This is a genomic window from Alkalibaculum bacchi (genome assembly GCF_003317055.1).
Lineage (GTDB): Bacteria > Bacillota > Clostridia > Eubacteriales > Alkalibacteraceae > Alkalibaculum > Alkalibaculum bacchi.
Genome location: NZ_QNRX01000011.1, coordinates 26,732 through 43,278, shown reverse-complemented (window position 1 = coordinate 43,278; position 16,547 = coordinate 26,732). Strand labels below are relative to the sequence as shown.

Below are 16,547 nucleotides of genomic sequence, written 5' to 3'. Positions count from 1 at the left end.
TTTAGGATCAATTAAACCACTATTTTTTAATGCAACTCTTGTTTGCTTTTTATAGTAATCTCCAGCTAAGACAAGACGACCGTCTCTCATCTCTGCTATGCCATCAGCTAATAATTTTGCTTCTAATTCAGGTTTATGAGACTCACGAATACGACGTAATTCTTCTCTATTAATCAATGTTCTCAACCTCCTTACTGTATTTCGCTATTATATCCTTAACATCCGATTTTTTAACTTTCGCATAAACGTCTTCATCGATTACTACTACTGGTGCTTTACTGCAATCTCCCACACATCTACAATCTGTAATAGAGAATTGAAGATCAGGAGTCGTTTCACCACCTTTTATTCCTAAGATATTTTGGAATTCTTCTAAAATATCTTGTGCGCCTTTTACATAGCATGCCGTTCCTAGACAAATGCTAATATTGTGCTTTCCTTTAGGAATAAAGGTAAACTGAGAGTAATAAGTAGCAACACCAAATACTTTTGATGCTGGTACCTCTAACCCTTTCGCAATCAGTGCCATAATTTCTCTAGGCAAATACCCAAATTTAACTTGGGCCTCTTGTAGGACTGGAATCAATGCTCCAGGCATTTCTTTGTGTTCTAAGATAAACTCTTTAAACTCTAGAATTTGTTCTTTGTTCTTTTCAAGATCAAAGGTAAACTCCATACATACTTCCCCCTTTTCGTTTTTTCCTAATAATAAAAAAACTCCTTTTCTCGAGGGAAAGGAGTTTTCACAAGAATACGATACGTAAAAACTACGTATTAATAGCCACTTTGAAATCGTTTAAAAAACAAGTGACTGTATCATCCGTATAATTTACTATGTACTTCTCCTTTCCACAGTGGGAGGCATTATCGTTTCCGACAATACCCTATAGATTCATTATTCATAGATTTTTATCTTTAGAATGAATGAATTCGGAGTATATTTATTTTTTATGCTTTTAGTATAACGATTTCTTAGTAGAATGTCTAGTTAAATCTTAAACTTACGATACAACTTAAAACCTTAAAATCACTAGTTTATAGCTAATTATAGACTGTTTTAGATTGTTTTTATTTATTATGGTTTGTTTTAGTTTGTTATTAATTTATTCAAATTATTACTTATTTTTCCAAGTAGTCGCTAAGATTTCTATTTTCTGTAATAGAAAAGTTCTGTTTTAGGTCACTTATAATCAGAAGTAGTATCTATGTAGCAACGATTTACATATTGTTTTAGTGCATTTGTTTAGAATATTCGTGTTAAATAAAAACGAATGTAAGATATATGTTTACATTACATTTGTTTGTAACGTAAACATATATCTTACATCATTAATAACTCTACTACAGAAAATTCTTTAGACATTACTTTTATTAAATTTTATTGGATGTATGTATTTGATTTTTGAAGAGATCAAATTCATAAAAAGAGAAAAATTATAATTAATTGCTGCTGTATTTTTTTCTTAAAGAATAACACAAATAGACAATACCAATTAGTTCTATTACTGTGACAAGTATGCCTCCTTCTGGTCCAAAACTTCCTCCTGTAATGAAATCTGGCCCTGTCAACTTAGTCTCGATTATGCTTGCATTTCCTATAATCATTCCACTAACAGGTAATCCTAAAACATTACCCATAAACCAGTTCCATACAGAGTGCTGTGCGAAAATCCCCCATAGACCTCCATCATTTATGGCATACAGAGCTGCGAAGATTCCGTATAAGGCCAAATTTACTAGTGCTAAATCACTGACATTAGGGTTTCCCATATGTAAAAAGCTAAAAAACAGAGAGGATACGATAATTGCTATAGGGACTTTATAATATCTACACAATACTGGCATCATCCACCCTCGCACCACAACTTCCTCACTTGCCCCTTGAATCATAAAGCCTACAAGAAATAACAATACATATGGAATTGCAGATGTTCCTATGCCTGAAGTCGCATAAATAGGTTCACGAACTACCTCACCCCATCCAAAAGCTATGATGGCTACAAAATAAAAAAGTTGCATTCCAATAGCGACAAGAGCTCCTTTTATGTACTTTTTTAGTTTATTCTCCTGATTTAATCCAATAGTAGCAAAGGGCCTTTTTTCAATTACCCTCGTATAAAAGATAAAAAAGAGTATAACACTTCCTGTATCAAGGACTAAGCTAATCCAAGACATCATAGCTGAATTACTATAAAGCTGACCCTCTAAAATGCTTATATTACCTGTTACAATAGCGTAAACACCTATAATAGCACCAATAACGAAGCTGATAAGAAGAGAAGGAACAATCTGTAATACCATAGCTAAGAAAGATATCAATAACCAAGCAACGAGCTTGAACCTCCCTAATTTTTCATAGGTAACTTTGGAGTAGAGATTAAAGTCATTTAAATAAGTATTTGATTTGTTAATCTGAAACACAAATACACCCCCTTTTTAGTTCTAAGTTTCAAGTTGTAAGCTCTATATAAAAGCAGTGAAGGTTGGACGGTTGGTTCGTTGGGCAGTTGGACGGGAAAAACCAAACTCGCCTTCGCGTAAGGTAAAGACCTAAGCACCTACTTTTTTTATTCTAAAACGCAGCGAAAAACCTTAGACCCACAGAGTCAGCCCTAACCCAATTACCTCAGTCATCCAGAGCGCTACCGAAGGATCTCTAGGCTCTAGCTATAACGTATAAACTACATAATGAATAATCATTAGAATGAAATACAAAACCTTCAATGAACAATGAAAAATGAACATCGAATATGGAACAGTACAAATATGCGACTCACTAAATCTTTATATTGGTCATCATTCATTGTTCACTGTTCATTGGGACGTAAGTCGCATATTTGCTTACCACCTTACTACCTTGTCACCTTACCACCTTATCTAGCACTTTCCCGTCCTTGTAGAACAGTTCTCCATCTGCGTAGATTTCGCCTCCGTCCCTCATATCGCACAGCATATCCCAGTGAATGGCTGATGTGTTTCTTCCGCCGCTTAAAGGATAGGATTTGCCTAAAGCTAGGTGAATTGTTCCACCGATTTTTTCATCAAAGAGCATATTTTTAGTGAATCGATTGATATTGTAGTTGGTTCCTATAGCTACCTCTCCTACCCTTCTAGCTCCAGGATCAATATCTATTAAAGCCTCTAATAATTTTTGCCCTTTTGATGCAGTTGCTTCTACTACAATCCCATCTTTAAAGGTAAGGCGTATGTCCTCTATTTCCTGTCCTGAATAAATTCCTGGAAAACTAAATCGAATTTTTCCATTTACACTATCTTCTATAGGTCCTGAATAAACTTCTCCACTAGGGAAGTTATTGCGTCCATCCGAGTTCATCCAAATCCTTGATTCAATGTCCATTTCAATATCTGTTTCCTTGGAAACAATCCGCAAATGCTTTTTACTATTTAAATAATCTACGATATGTTGCTGGCTTTCTCTAATCTTAATCCAAGATGCAACGGGATCCTCGTCGTTTAAGAAACAAGCACTATAAATAAATTCTTCGTATTCCCTTAAAGACATGCCTGCTTCTTGAGCAGAAGATTGTGTGGGGTACATACATAGTGTCCAATTTAATTCACCTTTTGCGCTGCGCTCTGACTGCAGTTTGCTTACATTTGCACGAGCTTTGTTGAATGTGGATATCTTTTTAGGGTCGATATTACTCATGTATTTTGTATTGTTTCCACCACCAATATTTAAGAGCTTATCTGCCCTTTTTACAATCTCCTCCGATATTGAGGAAACATAAGTAAGCTGTTCCTCACTTCCTTCCTTGAGGAGAATTTCATTAAGATCGTGTTTTAAAATCACATAAGGATGGCCACCTGCTTTAATAATTTCTTCATAACAAGCTTCAACTAAAGGATATGCCACAGGATAACCTTGTATTACCACCAAATTGCCCTTTTCTACTTTAAGAGAGTAGTTAATTAAAGTTTGAGCGTACTTTTTAATTCGAATATCAGCCATGATATTCCTCCTTTTTTTATAAATATATTTATTATTCGTTTGCAATTTGCTATTATATCTTTTCCTTAATAAAAAAAGTTAAGTGAAAATTGTCTCCCTTAACTTTCTTTATATATAGAGATTATTATTAAACCATCTTTTAGTAGTTTATGCTTTAATAACTAGCATGTAGCGATCCTTCGTTGCTTGGTTCCTAGTACTGTGGATGACGGAGCTGAAGCTCGGGTCATTACCTCGACTAAAGGCGAGTTTAACTTTTCTCCTTTTCAGCTTTGCGCCTTCAACTTTTAATTTTGTGCTTCTATAGCCTTTTTCATCACTTCATCTCTAATAGCTTCTAATTTGTTTTTTGCTTCTTCTAGCGTTTTTCCTCTGATAGAGAAATATATCTTGATTTTAGGTTCTGTTCCGGAAGGTCTTACACAAAACCAGCTATCGTCTTCTAAATAAATTTTAATCACGTTTGATTGAGGTAAACTTAATTTTTCGGTGCCTTCTCCAACAGTATTTCTCTTTCCTTGAAGATAATCTTCAATATACTGTACATTTAATCCAGCCCATTTCATAGGAAGATCTTTTCGGAAGAAAGCTGCGATTTTTTTCAGCCTTTCGCTACCTTCCTTTCCTCCAAGCTTAATGGATTCTATACAATCAATATAATAGCCATAAGCTTGATAAATTTCTTCTAACACATCTCCTAAATTCTTGCCATTTTCTTTATAGTACAATGCCATTTCACAAAGAATCAAAGAAGCTCCTACAGCATCTTTATCTCTTGCATGATCCCCCACTAAATATCCATAGCTTTCTTCAAATCCTAAGATGTACTTTCTCAATTTTGTATTGGCGTATTCCTCAATCTTTTCTCCAATATACTTAAACCCTGTAAGAGTACTTTCCACATTTACGTTAAAATCATCTGCAATTCGATCTACTAAATCCGTAGAAACAATACTCTTTATAATGACGCCATTTTTAGGCAAATCGCCTTTCTCCCTTAATTGGCTAATAAGGTAATATTCTAAAATACATCCTATCTGATTTCCAGATAAATTAATATAATTTCCCTTCTTATCTTTATAAGCTATACCAATTCGATCCGCATCTGGATCTGTAGCAATTATAATATCTGCATTTTTCTCGTTAGCAAGTTTTTTTGCTAATTCAAATACGGAGATTTCTTCTGGATTCGGCACCTTCACAGTAGGAAAATTCCCATCTGGTTTTTCTTGTTCTCTAACTACATAGACATGTTCGAATCCAACTGATTTCAACGCCTTCCTCAATGGAACATTCCCAGAGCCATGTAATGGAGAATACACAATATTAAGATGATTTCCTTTTTCTACTATTAACTCCCTGTTTAAGCACTGAGACACAATAGCGTCATTGTATGGACCATCTATTTCTGAAGATATATAGTGAAGGAAGCCTTGAGCAATGGCATCCTCTTCATCTATAGTCTTGATATATTTAAAATCATATATTAGGCTGATTTCGTCGCTAATCTCTTGAGCTTGGTTTGGCGTCAATTGATAGCCTTCTTTCCAATAGACTTTATAACCATTATATTCTGGAGGATTATGGCTTGCCGTAATGACAATCCCACTAATACATTTTAAATGCCTGATTGCAAAAGATAAGACGGGCACAGGTCTTAGAGAATCAAAAAGATAAGTTCGTATTCCATTAGCACATAAAATTAGAGCTGTAGTTTTGGCAAATTCTTCAGACATATTTCTAGAGTCGTAAGCAATAGCGACCCCTTTGTCCTTATACTTTTGGCCCCACTTTGCAATATGGTTTGCTAGACCTTGAGTTGCAAAGCCTACTGTGTACTTATTCATACGATTTTTACCTGCTCCAAGAATACCTCGAAGACCAGCAGTACCAAATTCTAAATTTTGATAAAACCGGTCCTCTAATTCCTTGGGATCATCAGCAATACTCCTTAGCTCTTCTTTTGTCTTTTCATCTACGAATTCACTATTCATCCATAAATTATATTTATCTTTGTACAATCCAATATCCCCCTTGATATTTATATGTTTTCTTAAATCCATTATCTTCTTTGTAAATAACTGTAATATACCTTTTTTATTATAACATAATATGCTCTTATTTTTGTGTCTTTATGTATTAACAAAATGAAGACACATATGAAAATAAATATTCTAAATACAATGTAGGATTATTTTTAATAACTAGAATATATAGTATACATCAAGTGTACACTCCATAGTTGTAAAATTATGGTTTAAAAATGTATAAAAAAGAGAAAAACCTTCATAATAAACCATGTGTCTAAGGAGGGATCTTATTGATCGTAGGTTTGCCGAAAGGCCTTTACTATTATAAGCATCATAAATTTTTAGAAGAATTTCTAAACCATCTTCATATATCCTATATATCATCGCCAGATACGAATAAGAACATATTAAACGAAGGAATTGCCACTTGCGTAGATGAAGCCTGCTTGCCTATAAAAGTATTTCATGGACATGTGTCCTATTTAAAAGATAAATGCGATTTGATTATAACTCCACGAATTGTAAGGGAGGTAGATGGCAAATACATCTGTCCTAAGTTTTGTGGTATTCCAGAGATGATTCAAAATAGCATATCGGATCTTCCGACTATTACTACCTTGCCTATTGAATTAAACAATAGAAAAAGCATATATAATTGGTGCAGGAAATTAGGTAAGCTCTTAGGTAAAAACAAGAGAAATATTGAAAGAGCTTATGCTTCCTCAATAAATTATCTATTTACACAAGAAAATGGTATAAATGACAGTGAGTACCCTTATAAAGTTGCCCTTTTAGGTCATCCATACAGCCTTTACGACAAGCACGTAAACATGAATGTTATTAAGAAATTACACGACCTTGGAACAGGCGTCATTACAGAAAACGTGATAGATATCGATCACAAAAATGACATTATGAAAGAATTAGTAAAAAGGCCTTTTTGGAGCAATATGATTAACGCTGTAGGCTCAGGAGTTTACTTCATGAAGAACCACTTAGTAGACGGGATTATTTATTTATCTTCCTTTCAATGTGGTATTGACTCTGTAGCCATTGAATTGCTGGAAGATATACTAGAAGACCTTCCTATTTTAGTCTTAAAGCTTGATGAACATTCTGGACAGGCCGGCATGGATACTAGGATTGAGGCTTTTACAGATATGCTAAAAAGGAGAGAGTACCTTGATTTTGACATTTCCACACATGGGTAATATATACTTAGCAGGAAAAATTCTGCTGGACGGATTAAATGTAGATTATATCATTCCACCTATTTCCAACAAAAAATCCTTGGAAATAGGCTCAAAAATTTCACCTGAAGAAATGTGCCTTCCCTTTAAAATTATGATGGGAAATTATATTCAAAGCATAGAGCAGGGTGCAGATACTATATTATTGGTAAGCAGCTGCGGTCCTTGTAGGTTTGGTGAATATAGTGAACTTCAGGTTCGATTGCTTAGAAAAGCTGGTTATGATGTTCGGTTTATTGTGGCGGATCTACCAGATCAATTAAGAAAGGATTCAAATATCCTAGATATTAAAGCCCTATTCAAGGAAGTTGTCGTAAGCAATAGAGAACGGGCTAAGTCGATTTTAAGAGGTATTCACGCCATGAATATTATCGATGATCTAGAAGCTACTGCTCATTTGAATTCAGGATATGAGGAAGTGCCAGGCGAATCTAAGAAGCTACTTAAAAGAGCATTGCGGGAGTCCTATAAAGAGGACAATCCCAAAAGAGCAGTAGCGGTTTTGAAAGAGTATCAAAGAAAAATCCATGGAATAAAAATAGATACCATAAAAAAATGTCCCTTAAAAATTGCTATTATTGGTGAAATCTATACCATAATTGATGGCTTTTCTAATTTGAATATTGAAGAAAAACTAATGGATTATGGCGTTAGCACTTCTAGAAGGCTTTCTGCAAGTTGGTGGATCAAAGATTCACTGCTTAAACTCGTTAAACTCAATGGCATTCAAACAAAAGATTTCTCCAAAGACTATCTGCCCTATTGGGTTGGTGGGCACGCTAGAGAATGCATATCTGAGGCCGTCATGGCTCACAATCAATTATATGATGGTGCCATACAGATCTTTCCATCAGGTTGCATGCCTGAAGTAGTCTCTAAGGCCATACTACCGAGTATTTCAAGAGATAAAGACTTCCCTATAATGACCTTAGTCATGGATGAAATGTCAAGCGATGCTGGATATACTACTAGAATTGAGGCGTTTCTAGATTTATTAGAGAGGAGAAAAACACCATGTACTATTTAGGTGTAGACGTAGGATCCGTCAGCACGGATTTTGTGCTATTAAACAAAAATTATGAGGTGGTAGAACACCTTTATTTAAAGACAAATGGCAGACCTATAGATGCGATTAAAGAAGGTTTGTGCTGTCTTTCCCAAACATTTGACGACAAACAAATTACCGCTGTTGGCGTCACTGGAAGTGGAAGAAATATAGCCAGCTATATTTTAGGGGCTGATTTAGTTAAAAATGAGATTACTGCTCATGCTGTGGCAGCCTTACACTTAAATAAAGATGTAAGGACCATCATTGAAATTGGTGGTCAAGACTCTAAAATTATACTCCTAAACAAAGGCATTGTAGTAGACTTTGCTATGAATACGGTCTGTGCAGCAGGAACAGGTTCTTTTTTAGACAGACAAGCTGAAAGACTACAGATTCCTATCGAAAAATTTGGAGAATACGCTTTACAATCTACTTTACCAACTCGAATAGCTGGCAGATGCAGTGTTTTTGCTGAATCGGATATGATTCACAAACAAGGCATGGGCTACAGTACTCCCGATATCATCTCTGGCCTATGTGAAGCATTAGTCCGTAATTATCTAGCGAATGTAGCAAAGGGCAAACAGATCCATGATATTGTTTTTTTCCAAGGTGGCGTAGCTGCTAATATAGGGATCAAGGCAGCTTTTGAGAAGACACTTCAAAAGGAATTATATGTACCTGAGAACCATCACATAATGGGTGCTATTGGCGCAGGCATCTTAGCTTCTGAAGTGAAAAAGACAAGTACTTCATTTAGAGGTTTTCAAACGGCATCAAGCAATTTTAAATCCACCAGCTTTGAATGTGAAGGATGCCCTAATTGCTGTGAAGTAGTCACAATAATGCAAGACGAATCTACTTTAGTAGGGTGTTTTGGTGATCAGTGTGGTAAATGGAGCCAAAGTAAATCATATATTTCTATTAATAAATAAGCAAAGCGCTTACACGCTTTAGCAATCAGTCGTCAGTCATCAGCATATTGCATTCCTTTTGGGTCATTTAGCTACTAGAGCTAGTATTAGCATAGTAATAATTTACGCATTTTAATGTGTAAAATAGAACTTCACTACTATAAGATTAAAGCCACTACTCTATAAATTTGTAGTGGCTTTGTTGGTTCGAAATTTTTTTAACTATACTTTCTTGTTTCTCTAATAATAAACGCCTTGCTTTGTTGTTCCTTAAGAGATAAATTTTTTCTAACTTTTAACGCGTATGGTATTTCAATACATAAAGTATACTATTTATACAGGAGTATGCAATTAAAAAAATCTATATTTTTTTCTTGATTTCTATAAATTTAAGAAAATGTAAGCTATTTGATATACTTTGTTTACAATTTAACCTTTAAAAATAGCGAAATAGGTATTATAATGAATTAGAACTTTGCTTAAGGGGTGATTATTTGAATAGAAGAATATTATTATCTTTATGCATATTTTTACTATTAATGGGGACGAGTTGCTCCAATCAGGATATTATAGATGAAAATAATATAAACATTGAAAGAATTGAGACTCTTGAAGACGATATCGATAAGTTAAAAACAGAAAAGGAAGAATTAAATAGTCAGATTCAAGAATTAAAAACTATTAAAAAGGCTTCAGAAGAAGAAAAGCAATTCTATCTACAATTTATCACTAAACTTACGGAACCTATGAGTGAAACATACCTTACTGAAATTGCTCAGGAGCAGTGGAAATATTCCATATTAGTAGATGAAGTTTCTATTCCTCAAGATGGCATTATCGAAACAAGCGAAAATTCTTTTAAATTAATCGTTTCAGAAGCACAGGCACCGTATATCGCCTTACCTACAGAGATACATAATAAAGGTAAAATAAGCGGGGATTTGTTCTCAACACATATTAAATTTTTAAATGTAAAACCTACCAATACTTCTGGATCTGAGGAGGACAAGATTTCGTCGACAACTTATACTTTTAGTAATCTCAATAATGAAATTGTAATTAATCTAGAGATTTCAAAAGAACTACAAAAGCGCCTAGGATTAAATACGAATATTATAACCGTTAAAAAGGTTGATCCTACAACTTTAGAAGATTCTCAGGCAACAGACGCTGCAACAGAAGAAGAGAGTAATGATAACGAAGAAAAATAAAAGCGCTTTAGTTCTAAGTTATATGTTATAAGTTCTATGTAAAAACATTTGAAAAATAGGGTATTTGAGGTCAACAAGAAGAGCCCCTGCGGCGCATTAGTCGCTAGTCATTAGTCTTTAGTCGCAAGTATTCGGGTATTCTTTTCGGGTCTAGATCCTTCGCTTGCGCTCAGAATGACTGAGCAGGAGCCAATGTCAAAAGTAGGACTTTTCTATTACAATAATAAAAAGCAGAGTATACTTTCATACTCTGCTTTTTATGTATGACTTACGTGTGCTTTCCATGCAATTGAAAATCTACAATTTAGAATTGAGAATTATTGCAAAATCCCAAATAGATAATGTGTCCTTACTATTTAGAAAGTATTTATCTCGCCTAGAGGCGAGTACGGTTTTGCTGACCACCTGACCACCTTATCACCTGTTTTTAGGCATTTAACAAATCATTTTTCAGTGTCCACAATTTCTGGGATAAATCTATATGGTATTCATGAGGATTTGTAAATCTTGTAATAGCTGTCCACATAGTATTTAATTCGTCCTTTAAGTGACTTTGAATTTCCTTGACACAAGGCTTGTCATATACTAATTTACCGTCAATTATAATAGGAACCAACAAATCTTTTAATCTATAATTGGTGAGAACTGTTTTTTTCCACGTATAAACAGGGTGGAAAATTGTTAGAGGTTGCGTTTCATCGATGATTTCATCATCTAACATTATAAGGTCTGCTAAGGCTTTATTGGATGCTTTATCGTAAATTCGAGCGACCTTTTTGTAAGCAGGATTTGTAATCTTGCCTGGGTCATTTGATATTTTTAGTTTATTCATTACTTGTCCATTGTGTTCAATTTGAGACATTTTGTACACTGCACCGAGAGCAGGCTGGTCATATGCTGTAATCAATTTTGTGCCTATTCCCCATAGAGAAATTTTAGCACCCTGTAATTTTAAATCTCGGACTAAATATTCATCCAAATCCGAAGAAGCGGAAATCACTGCTTCCTGTAATCCAGCCTTATCTAACATCTTTCTGCACTCTTTGCTCAAATAGGCTAAATCACCAGAATCTAAACGAATGCCATAAATTTTTGGAAGCTTATTCTCTCCTTTTAATTTTGTAAAGAGCTTTATGGCATTAGGCATTCCTGACTCTAATGTATTATAGGTATCAACCAATAAGGTGAGATTGTCTGGATTATGCTCTGAGAACTTTTCAAAAGCCTCATACTCATCATCATAACTCAAAATAAAACTGTGAGACATGGTCCCTTTTGAAGGCATGTCCACTAAGTATTCTGATTCTACATTACTTGAACCAGCACAACCACCAATAATAGCAGCTCGAGCTCCATATAGACCTGCTTCCGTTCCGTGAGCTCTCCTTAGTCCAAACTCAAGTACTGGATCCCCACCTGCAGCTTGTACAATTCTAGATGCTTTAGTAGCTATTAGTGTTTGATGATTGACTATAGTTAGTAATGTGGTCTCAATAATCTGAGCTTGAATTAATGGAGCCTTTACCCTGAGTATAGGTTCCTGAGGAAATACAATAGTGCCCTCTGGAATGGCATATAGTTCGCCTGTAAACTTAAAGTTTCGAAGATATTCTAAAAATTCCTCTGAAAATTCAGGATGGTGTTTCTTTAATAATTCAATATCTTCTTCTGTAAAATGTATATTTGTTAAGTAGCTAATAACTTGCTCTAATCCTGCACAGACAGTATATCCGCCTTTAAAAGGATTTTTTCTAATAAACAAATCAAAGACTGCTATATCGTCCTTTTTATCGTCACTTATATACACATTGCCCATGCTCAGTTGATAATAGTCTGTAGATAATTGTACCGATCTATTGTGATACATATTATACCTCCATATTTCATTCAATTATTGTTATTGTACACTTCTGAGGGTATTATTGCAATCAATTGTACCTTTCTTAATTTATGTTTTTTTAAAATGTTAATCAGTTTTTTTATTATCAGCTATCAAAAATAGTTGACAATATTTTTTTGCTTTGATACAATTAACGAAAATCAGATTATTGATAATGATTATCAATATCGATATTTTGTATATCGCTGTGGTCTATTGCGAAATAGAGATCATCATTATTTCAATTACGCCTAAAAATCATGTAGATATTTATTTCATTGATTCAATAATCTGCTTGCCAATAATACTTACATAATAAGGAGAGAAATGTATGAGAAAATCTAAATTTTTTAAATTCACTGCTATTATTGCCATTTTTGCTTTACTATTTACAGCTTGCTCAAATTCAAGTAATGAAACTGCTGAATCTGAAACAAATGAGCAGGTAAATACGTCAACTGAAGCTTTAACAGTTGAAATCACTGATGCTCATGGAACTGTTACTGTTCCTGTAAACCCAAAGAATGTAGTTGCTTTGGATAATAGGACTTTTGAAACTTTAGCTGATTGGGGCGTTGAATTAGCAGCTGTTCCAAAGGGTGTAATGCCTGCGGATTCGCCATATGTAAGTGATGAGTCCGTTCTAGATATTGGAAATCACCGCGAACCAAATCTTGAAATGATTGCAGCTGCAGACCCTGAACTTGTAATTGTTGGTCAAAGATTTGCTAGCTTCTATGAAGATATAAAAGAATTAGTACCAAATGCAGCTGTTATCGATCTTAATGTTGATGTTTCTGAGGAGGCTGATACACCTGGACAAAATTTAGTAAATGGACTTAAGGATTCTACAATCGCTTTGGGGAAAATTTTCGATAAAAAGGAAGAGGCTGAAAAATTAGTAGCTGATTTTGATAAAGCGATTGAAGATGCTAAATCTACATATAATGGAACGGATACTATTATGGGCATTGTAGTTTCTGGTGGAGATATAGGTTTTTCAGCTCCTAGTTCTGGACGTGTTTGGGGACCAATGTATGATATTTTTGAATGGACTCCAGCATTAGAAATCGACAGTACATCTTCAGATCATCAGGGTGATGATGTTTCTGTTGAAGCTATTGCGCAAAGTAATCCTGACTGGATTTTTGTACTAGACCGTGATGCATCAGTATCTTCTACAACGGATGCAGTTCCAGCTCAGGATGTTATAGATAATTCACCTGCTCTTAAAAACATAACTGCTGTTACTGAAAGAAAAATAGTTTATGCACCAGAAGATACTTACACAAATGAATCTATACAAACTTATCTAGAGTTATTTAAGGATTTGGCAAGCGCTTTAGCGAAGTAGTTAAAGGAGTGCATTATAGTGCTAAAAAGTACAATACAAAATAAGACTAGGGCTGGGATATCTCGGCCCCAACGTCACAACAACAATAGAATATGGACAAAATCTTTTATATTAGCGATTATAGCTGTTATCACCCTGGGTATTGTATCACTCTTCACCGGGGTATATGATATACGAGGACAGGCCGATGGAATGGATATGTTTTTCATTACTCGTGTTCCAAGAACAGCTGCTCTAATGCTTACTGGAGCTGCAATGTCAATGGCTGGCTTAGTAATGCAACTCATCACACAGAATCGCTTAGTTGAACCTACCACAACAGGAACGATTGAATGGGCAGGCTTAGGACTTCTTTTTGTTTATTTAATATTTCCCGCCCCAACTCTAGTGCAAAGAATGACTGGTGCAATCATTTTTTCCTTTGTAGGAACGATGATCTTCTTTTTATTTCTGAGAAAAATTAAGCTTCGTTCCTCTTTAATTGTCCCCATTATTGGGATGATGCTTGGAGCAGTCATCTCCGCAATTTCTACTTTTATAGGATTGGTTTTTCAAATGACGCAAAATATTGAAACTTGGTTTGTAGGTTCTTTTGCATCCGTTCAAATTGGACGATATGAATATCTATGGCTAATTGTCGTCGTTACTTTTCTTATTTTTCTTTATGCTGATCGATTGACTTTAGCAGGTCTGGGGGAAGATGTTACAACAAGTCTTGGATTAAATTATAATAAGATTGTTCTTTTAGGTACTGGTCTTATTTCATTCGCGGTTGGAATCGTTGCGGCTGTTATCGGAAACTTACCTTTTTTAGGTTTAATTGTGCCAAATATCGTTTCAATATATAGAGGTGATGATCTTAGAGGTAATTTACCTTGGGTATGCGTGCTAGGAATGGGAACTATTACTGCATCTGATATCATTTCTCGAACAATTATAATGCCTTTTGAAGTACCTGTATCTTTAATACTTGGATCTGTAGGGGCAGTTGTATTTATTGCTATTTTATTGAGAAGGAGAAAAGCGAGATGAAGGCATTAGAATGTAATAGTAAAATAAATTTTAAAATTGCTCCTAGCCTTTATAATGATAATAGATCAGCTAGAGCTTTTCGTTCTAAAAAAGAAGAAAAACGCTATTGGATTTTACTGATAATACTGATTGCTTTGGGCGCATTTGCTTCCTACGGGCTTTTAGTTTATAACAATCCAGTTCCAATAGACTCTCCTTCTTTTATTCCTGTTGTTAGAAGAAGGGTGGTAGCTCTTGTTGCAATGATTATTGCTGCAGTATGTCAGAGCTTATCTACTGTTGTTTTCCAATCGATTACGAATAATAGGGTTATTACTCCTTCACTTTTAGGTTTTGAAGCACTTTATTCAACCATTCAAACTAGTACAATGTTTTTATTTGGTGCTAGCGCATTTATAAGTTTTAGTGGCATTGAGTCCTTTATATTTCAGGTTGTTGCTATGGTCGTCATGTGTTTAATACTTTATGGATGGTTGCTGTCTGGAAAATATGGAAATTTACAACTAATGCTTTTGGTTGGCGTTATTATTGGAACTGGGCTGAAGTCTTTATCTACTTTTATGAGAACACTCCTTGCGCCTTCTGAGTTTGATGTTTTACAGGCTAGATTGTTTGGCTCTGTCAATAATGCGGATTCTGAATATTTTGTTATCGCCATCCCAATTGTAATAATTGCAGCATTCGTTATACTTACTTATTCGAAGAAATTAAATGTACTATCCCTTGGAAAGAGTGTTACTACATCCTTAGGAGTTCATCATCAATTTAGCCTAATTTTTACTCTCATATTCGTTTCTATATTGATGTCCGTTTCAACGGCTTTAGTTGGCCCACTTACTTTCTATGGTTTTTTAGTTGCAACTTTGAGTTACCAAGCGGCGCCAACTTATGACCATAGATATATTTTCCCAATGGCTCTTGCCATAGGATTTTTGATCATAACAGGTGCGTACTTTTTTATGTATCATATATTTAATGCTCAGGGTGTGGTTTCAGTTATTATCGAAATGTTTGGCGGAATCACATTTTTAATTGCAATTTTAAGGAAGGGATCATTATGATAAAGATAGATAACGCTAAAAAAGTGTATAACAATGAGGTAGGAATAGGTCCTTTGAATATCACAATTCCAAAGGCAGGTCTTACTTCTTTAATTGGTCCAAATGGTGCTGGTAAGTCTACCACACTTTTGATGATCGGAAGACTTTTAGATATGGATGAAGGGCAAATTCAGGTAGCGAATATGGATATTGCCAAGTCGAAATCAGAAGACTTAGCAAAGATTTTAACTATTTTAAGGCAAGAAAATCATTTTGTAACAAGGCTAACGATTAGACAATTAGTTGGATTTGGGCGTTTTCCTTATTCAAAGGGAAGATTAACCAATGAGGATGAGGCTATTATTTCTAAATATATCGATTTTTTAGGCTTATCTGATCTAGAAAACAGATATTTAGATGAGCTTTCTGGCGGTCAAAGACAAAGAGCATATGTAGCAATGGTTTTATGTCAAGAGACGGAGTACGTACTTTTAGATGAGCCTCTGAACAATCTTGATGTTGCACGTTCTGTTCAAATGATGGAGCATTTGAGAAATGTCGCTGATGAATTTGGAAGAACCATTCTGACTGTTATGCATGATATAAATTTTGCAGCCAAATATTCTGATCGTATTTGTGCTATGAAGGATGGAAAAATTGCAACTTTTGGAACAGTAGAAGAAGTTATGAACGGAGAAATTTTAACGGATATTTTCGAAACGAAGATCGAAATTATCGATGGTCCTTATGGGCGGGTAGCGATTTATTAGTTATCAGGTGGTCAGCAAAACCAAATGTCATCTATCACGAGGAATA

Annotated in this window: 13 protein-coding genes and 1 riboswitch; of the genes, 8 read left to right on the top strand and 5 right to left on the bottom strand. The window is 34.8% G+C overall.

The features are described 5' to 3' along the window. Nucleotides 1-169 precede the first annotated feature (169 nt). From nuoE to DES36_RS09170, 4 genes are all read right to left on the bottom strand, one after another. On the bottom strand, nt 170-676 hold the full coding sequence (gene nuoE, locus DES36_RS09185; RefSeq protein ID WP_113920931.1) for an NADH-quinone oxidoreductase subunit NuoE: 507 nt from the start codon (nt 674-676) through the stop codon (nt 170-172). Nucleotides 677-826: 150 nt separating this feature from the next. Further along, nucleotides 827-948: riboswitch (molybdenum cofactor riboswitch) on the bottom strand. 492 nt (nt 949-1,440) lie between these two features. Further along, nucleotides 1,441-2,421, bottom strand: coding sequence for a CPBP family intramembrane glutamic endopeptidase (locus DES36_RS09180; RefSeq protein ID WP_113920930.1), 981 nt, complete (start codon nt 2,419-2,421; stop codon nt 1,441-1,443). 439 nt (nt 2,422-2,860) lie between these two features. Continuing rightward, nucleotides 2,861-3,973, bottom strand: coding sequence for an aminopeptidase (locus DES36_RS09175; protein WP_113920929.1), 1,113 nt, complete (start codon nt 3,971-3,973; stop codon nt 2,861-2,863). Nucleotides 3,974-4,260: 287 nt separating this feature from the next. Continuing rightward, nucleotides 4,261-6,036 carry a phospho-sugar mutase gene (locus tag DES36_RS09170; protein ID WP_113920928.1) on the bottom strand — a complete coding sequence of 592 codons (1,776 nt, stop codon included), beginning with the start codon at nt 6,034-6,036 and terminating at the stop codon, nt 4,261-4,263. Between the two features lie 257 nt (nt 6,037-6,293). On the opposite strand from DES36_RS09170, the gene DES36_RS09165 reads away from it, so the two are divergent. From DES36_RS09165 to DES36_RS09150, 4 genes are all read left to right on the top strand, one after another. Beyond that, nucleotides 6,294-7,214, top strand: coding sequence for an acyl-CoA dehydratase activase-related protein (locus tag DES36_RS09165; RefSeq protein WP_113920927.1), 921 nt, complete (start codon nt 6,294-6,296; stop codon nt 7,212-7,214). Then, the gene (locus tag DES36_RS09160) at nt 7,186-8,280 is read left to right on the top strand and encodes an acyl-CoA dehydratase activase-related protein (protein WP_113920926.1); all 1,095 of its coding nucleotides are present in this window, start codon (nt 7,186-7,188) and stop codon (nt 8,278-8,280) included. Before DES36_RS09165 ends, DES36_RS09160 begins: the two co-directional genes overlap by 29 nt. Next, nucleotides 8,268-9,236: an acyl-CoA dehydratase activase gene (locus DES36_RS09155; RefSeq protein WP_113920925.1), complete on the top strand. Its 969-nt coding sequence runs from the start codon at nt 8,268-8,270 to the stop codon at nt 9,234-9,236. Before DES36_RS09160 ends, DES36_RS09155 begins: the two co-directional genes overlap by 13 nt. 473 nt (nt 9,237-9,709) lie before the next feature. Then, nucleotides 9,710-10,426: a hypothetical protein gene (locus DES36_RS09150; RefSeq protein ID WP_113920924.1), complete on the top strand. Its 717-nt coding sequence runs from the start codon at nt 9,710-9,712 to the stop codon at nt 10,424-10,426. Between the two features lie 427 nt (nt 10,427-10,853). On the opposite strand, the gene DES36_RS09145 is transcribed toward DES36_RS09150, so the two are convergent. After that, nucleotides 10,854-12,293 (bottom strand): nicotinate phosphoribosyltransferase, encoded by a 1,440-nt coding sequence (locus DES36_RS09145; protein WP_113920923.1) that lies wholly within the window; start codon nt 12,291-12,293, stop codon nt 10,854-10,856. Nucleotides 12,294-12,636: 343 nt separating this feature from the next. Between DES36_RS09145 and DES36_RS09140 the strand changes: the two genes are divergently transcribed. From DES36_RS09140 to DES36_RS09125, 4 genes are read left to right on the top strand one after another with little or no spacing between them, the layout of a single operon-like run. Next, entirely contained in the window at nt 12,637-13,659 is a 1,023-nt protein-coding gene (locus DES36_RS09140) for a siderophore ABC transporter substrate-binding protein (protein WP_113920922.1), read from the top strand. Between the two features lie 18 nt (nt 13,660-13,677). Beyond that, a complete protein-coding gene (locus DES36_RS09135) occupies nt 13,678-14,691 on the top strand; it encodes an ABC transporter permease (protein ID WP_113920921.1) in 1,014 nt (337 codons plus the stop codon). Next, nucleotides 14,688-15,752, top strand: coding sequence for an iron chelate uptake ABC transporter family permease subunit (locus DES36_RS09130; protein WP_113920920.1), 1,065 nt, complete (start codon nt 14,688-14,690; stop codon nt 15,750-15,752). The genes DES36_RS09135 and DES36_RS09130 overlap by 4 nt, the downstream gene beginning before the upstream one ends. Beyond that, entirely contained in the window at nt 15,749-16,501 is a 753-nt protein-coding gene (locus DES36_RS09125) for an iron ABC transporter ATP-binding protein (RefSeq protein ID WP_113920919.1), read from the top strand. Before DES36_RS09130 ends, DES36_RS09125 begins: the two co-directional genes overlap by 4 nt. Nucleotides 16,502-16,547 lie beyond the last annotated feature (46 nt).

Coding starts and splice junctions, on each gene's coding strand:
- DES36_RS09155 (WP_113920925.1), top strand. CDS start 8,268: ATGTACTATTTAGGTGTAGACGTAGGATCCGTCAGCACGGATTTTGTG.
- nuoE (WP_113920931.1), bottom strand. CDS start 676: ATGGAGTTTACCTTTGATCTTGAAAAGAACAAAGAACAAATTCTAGAG.
- DES36_RS09125 (WP_113920919.1), top strand. CDS start 15,749: ATGATAAAGATAGATAACGCTAAAAAAGTGTATAACAATGAGGTAGGA.
- DES36_RS09175 (WP_113920929.1), bottom strand. CDS start 3,973: ATGGCTGATATTCGAATTAAAAAGTACGCTCAAACTTTAATTAACTAC.
- DES36_RS09140 (WP_113920922.1), top strand. CDS start 12,637: ATGAGAAAATCTAAATTTTTTAAATTCACTGCTATTATTGCCATTTTT.
- DES36_RS09170 (WP_113920928.1), bottom strand. CDS start 6,036: ATGGATTTAAGAAAACATATAAATATCAAGGGGGATATTGGATTGTAC.
- DES36_RS09145 (WP_113920923.1), bottom strand. CDS start 12,293: ATGTATCACAATAGATCGGTACAATTATCTACAGACTATTATCAACTG.
- DES36_RS09130 (WP_113920920.1), top strand. CDS start 14,688: ATGAAGGCATTAGAATGTAATAGTAAAATAAATTTTAAAATTGCTCCT.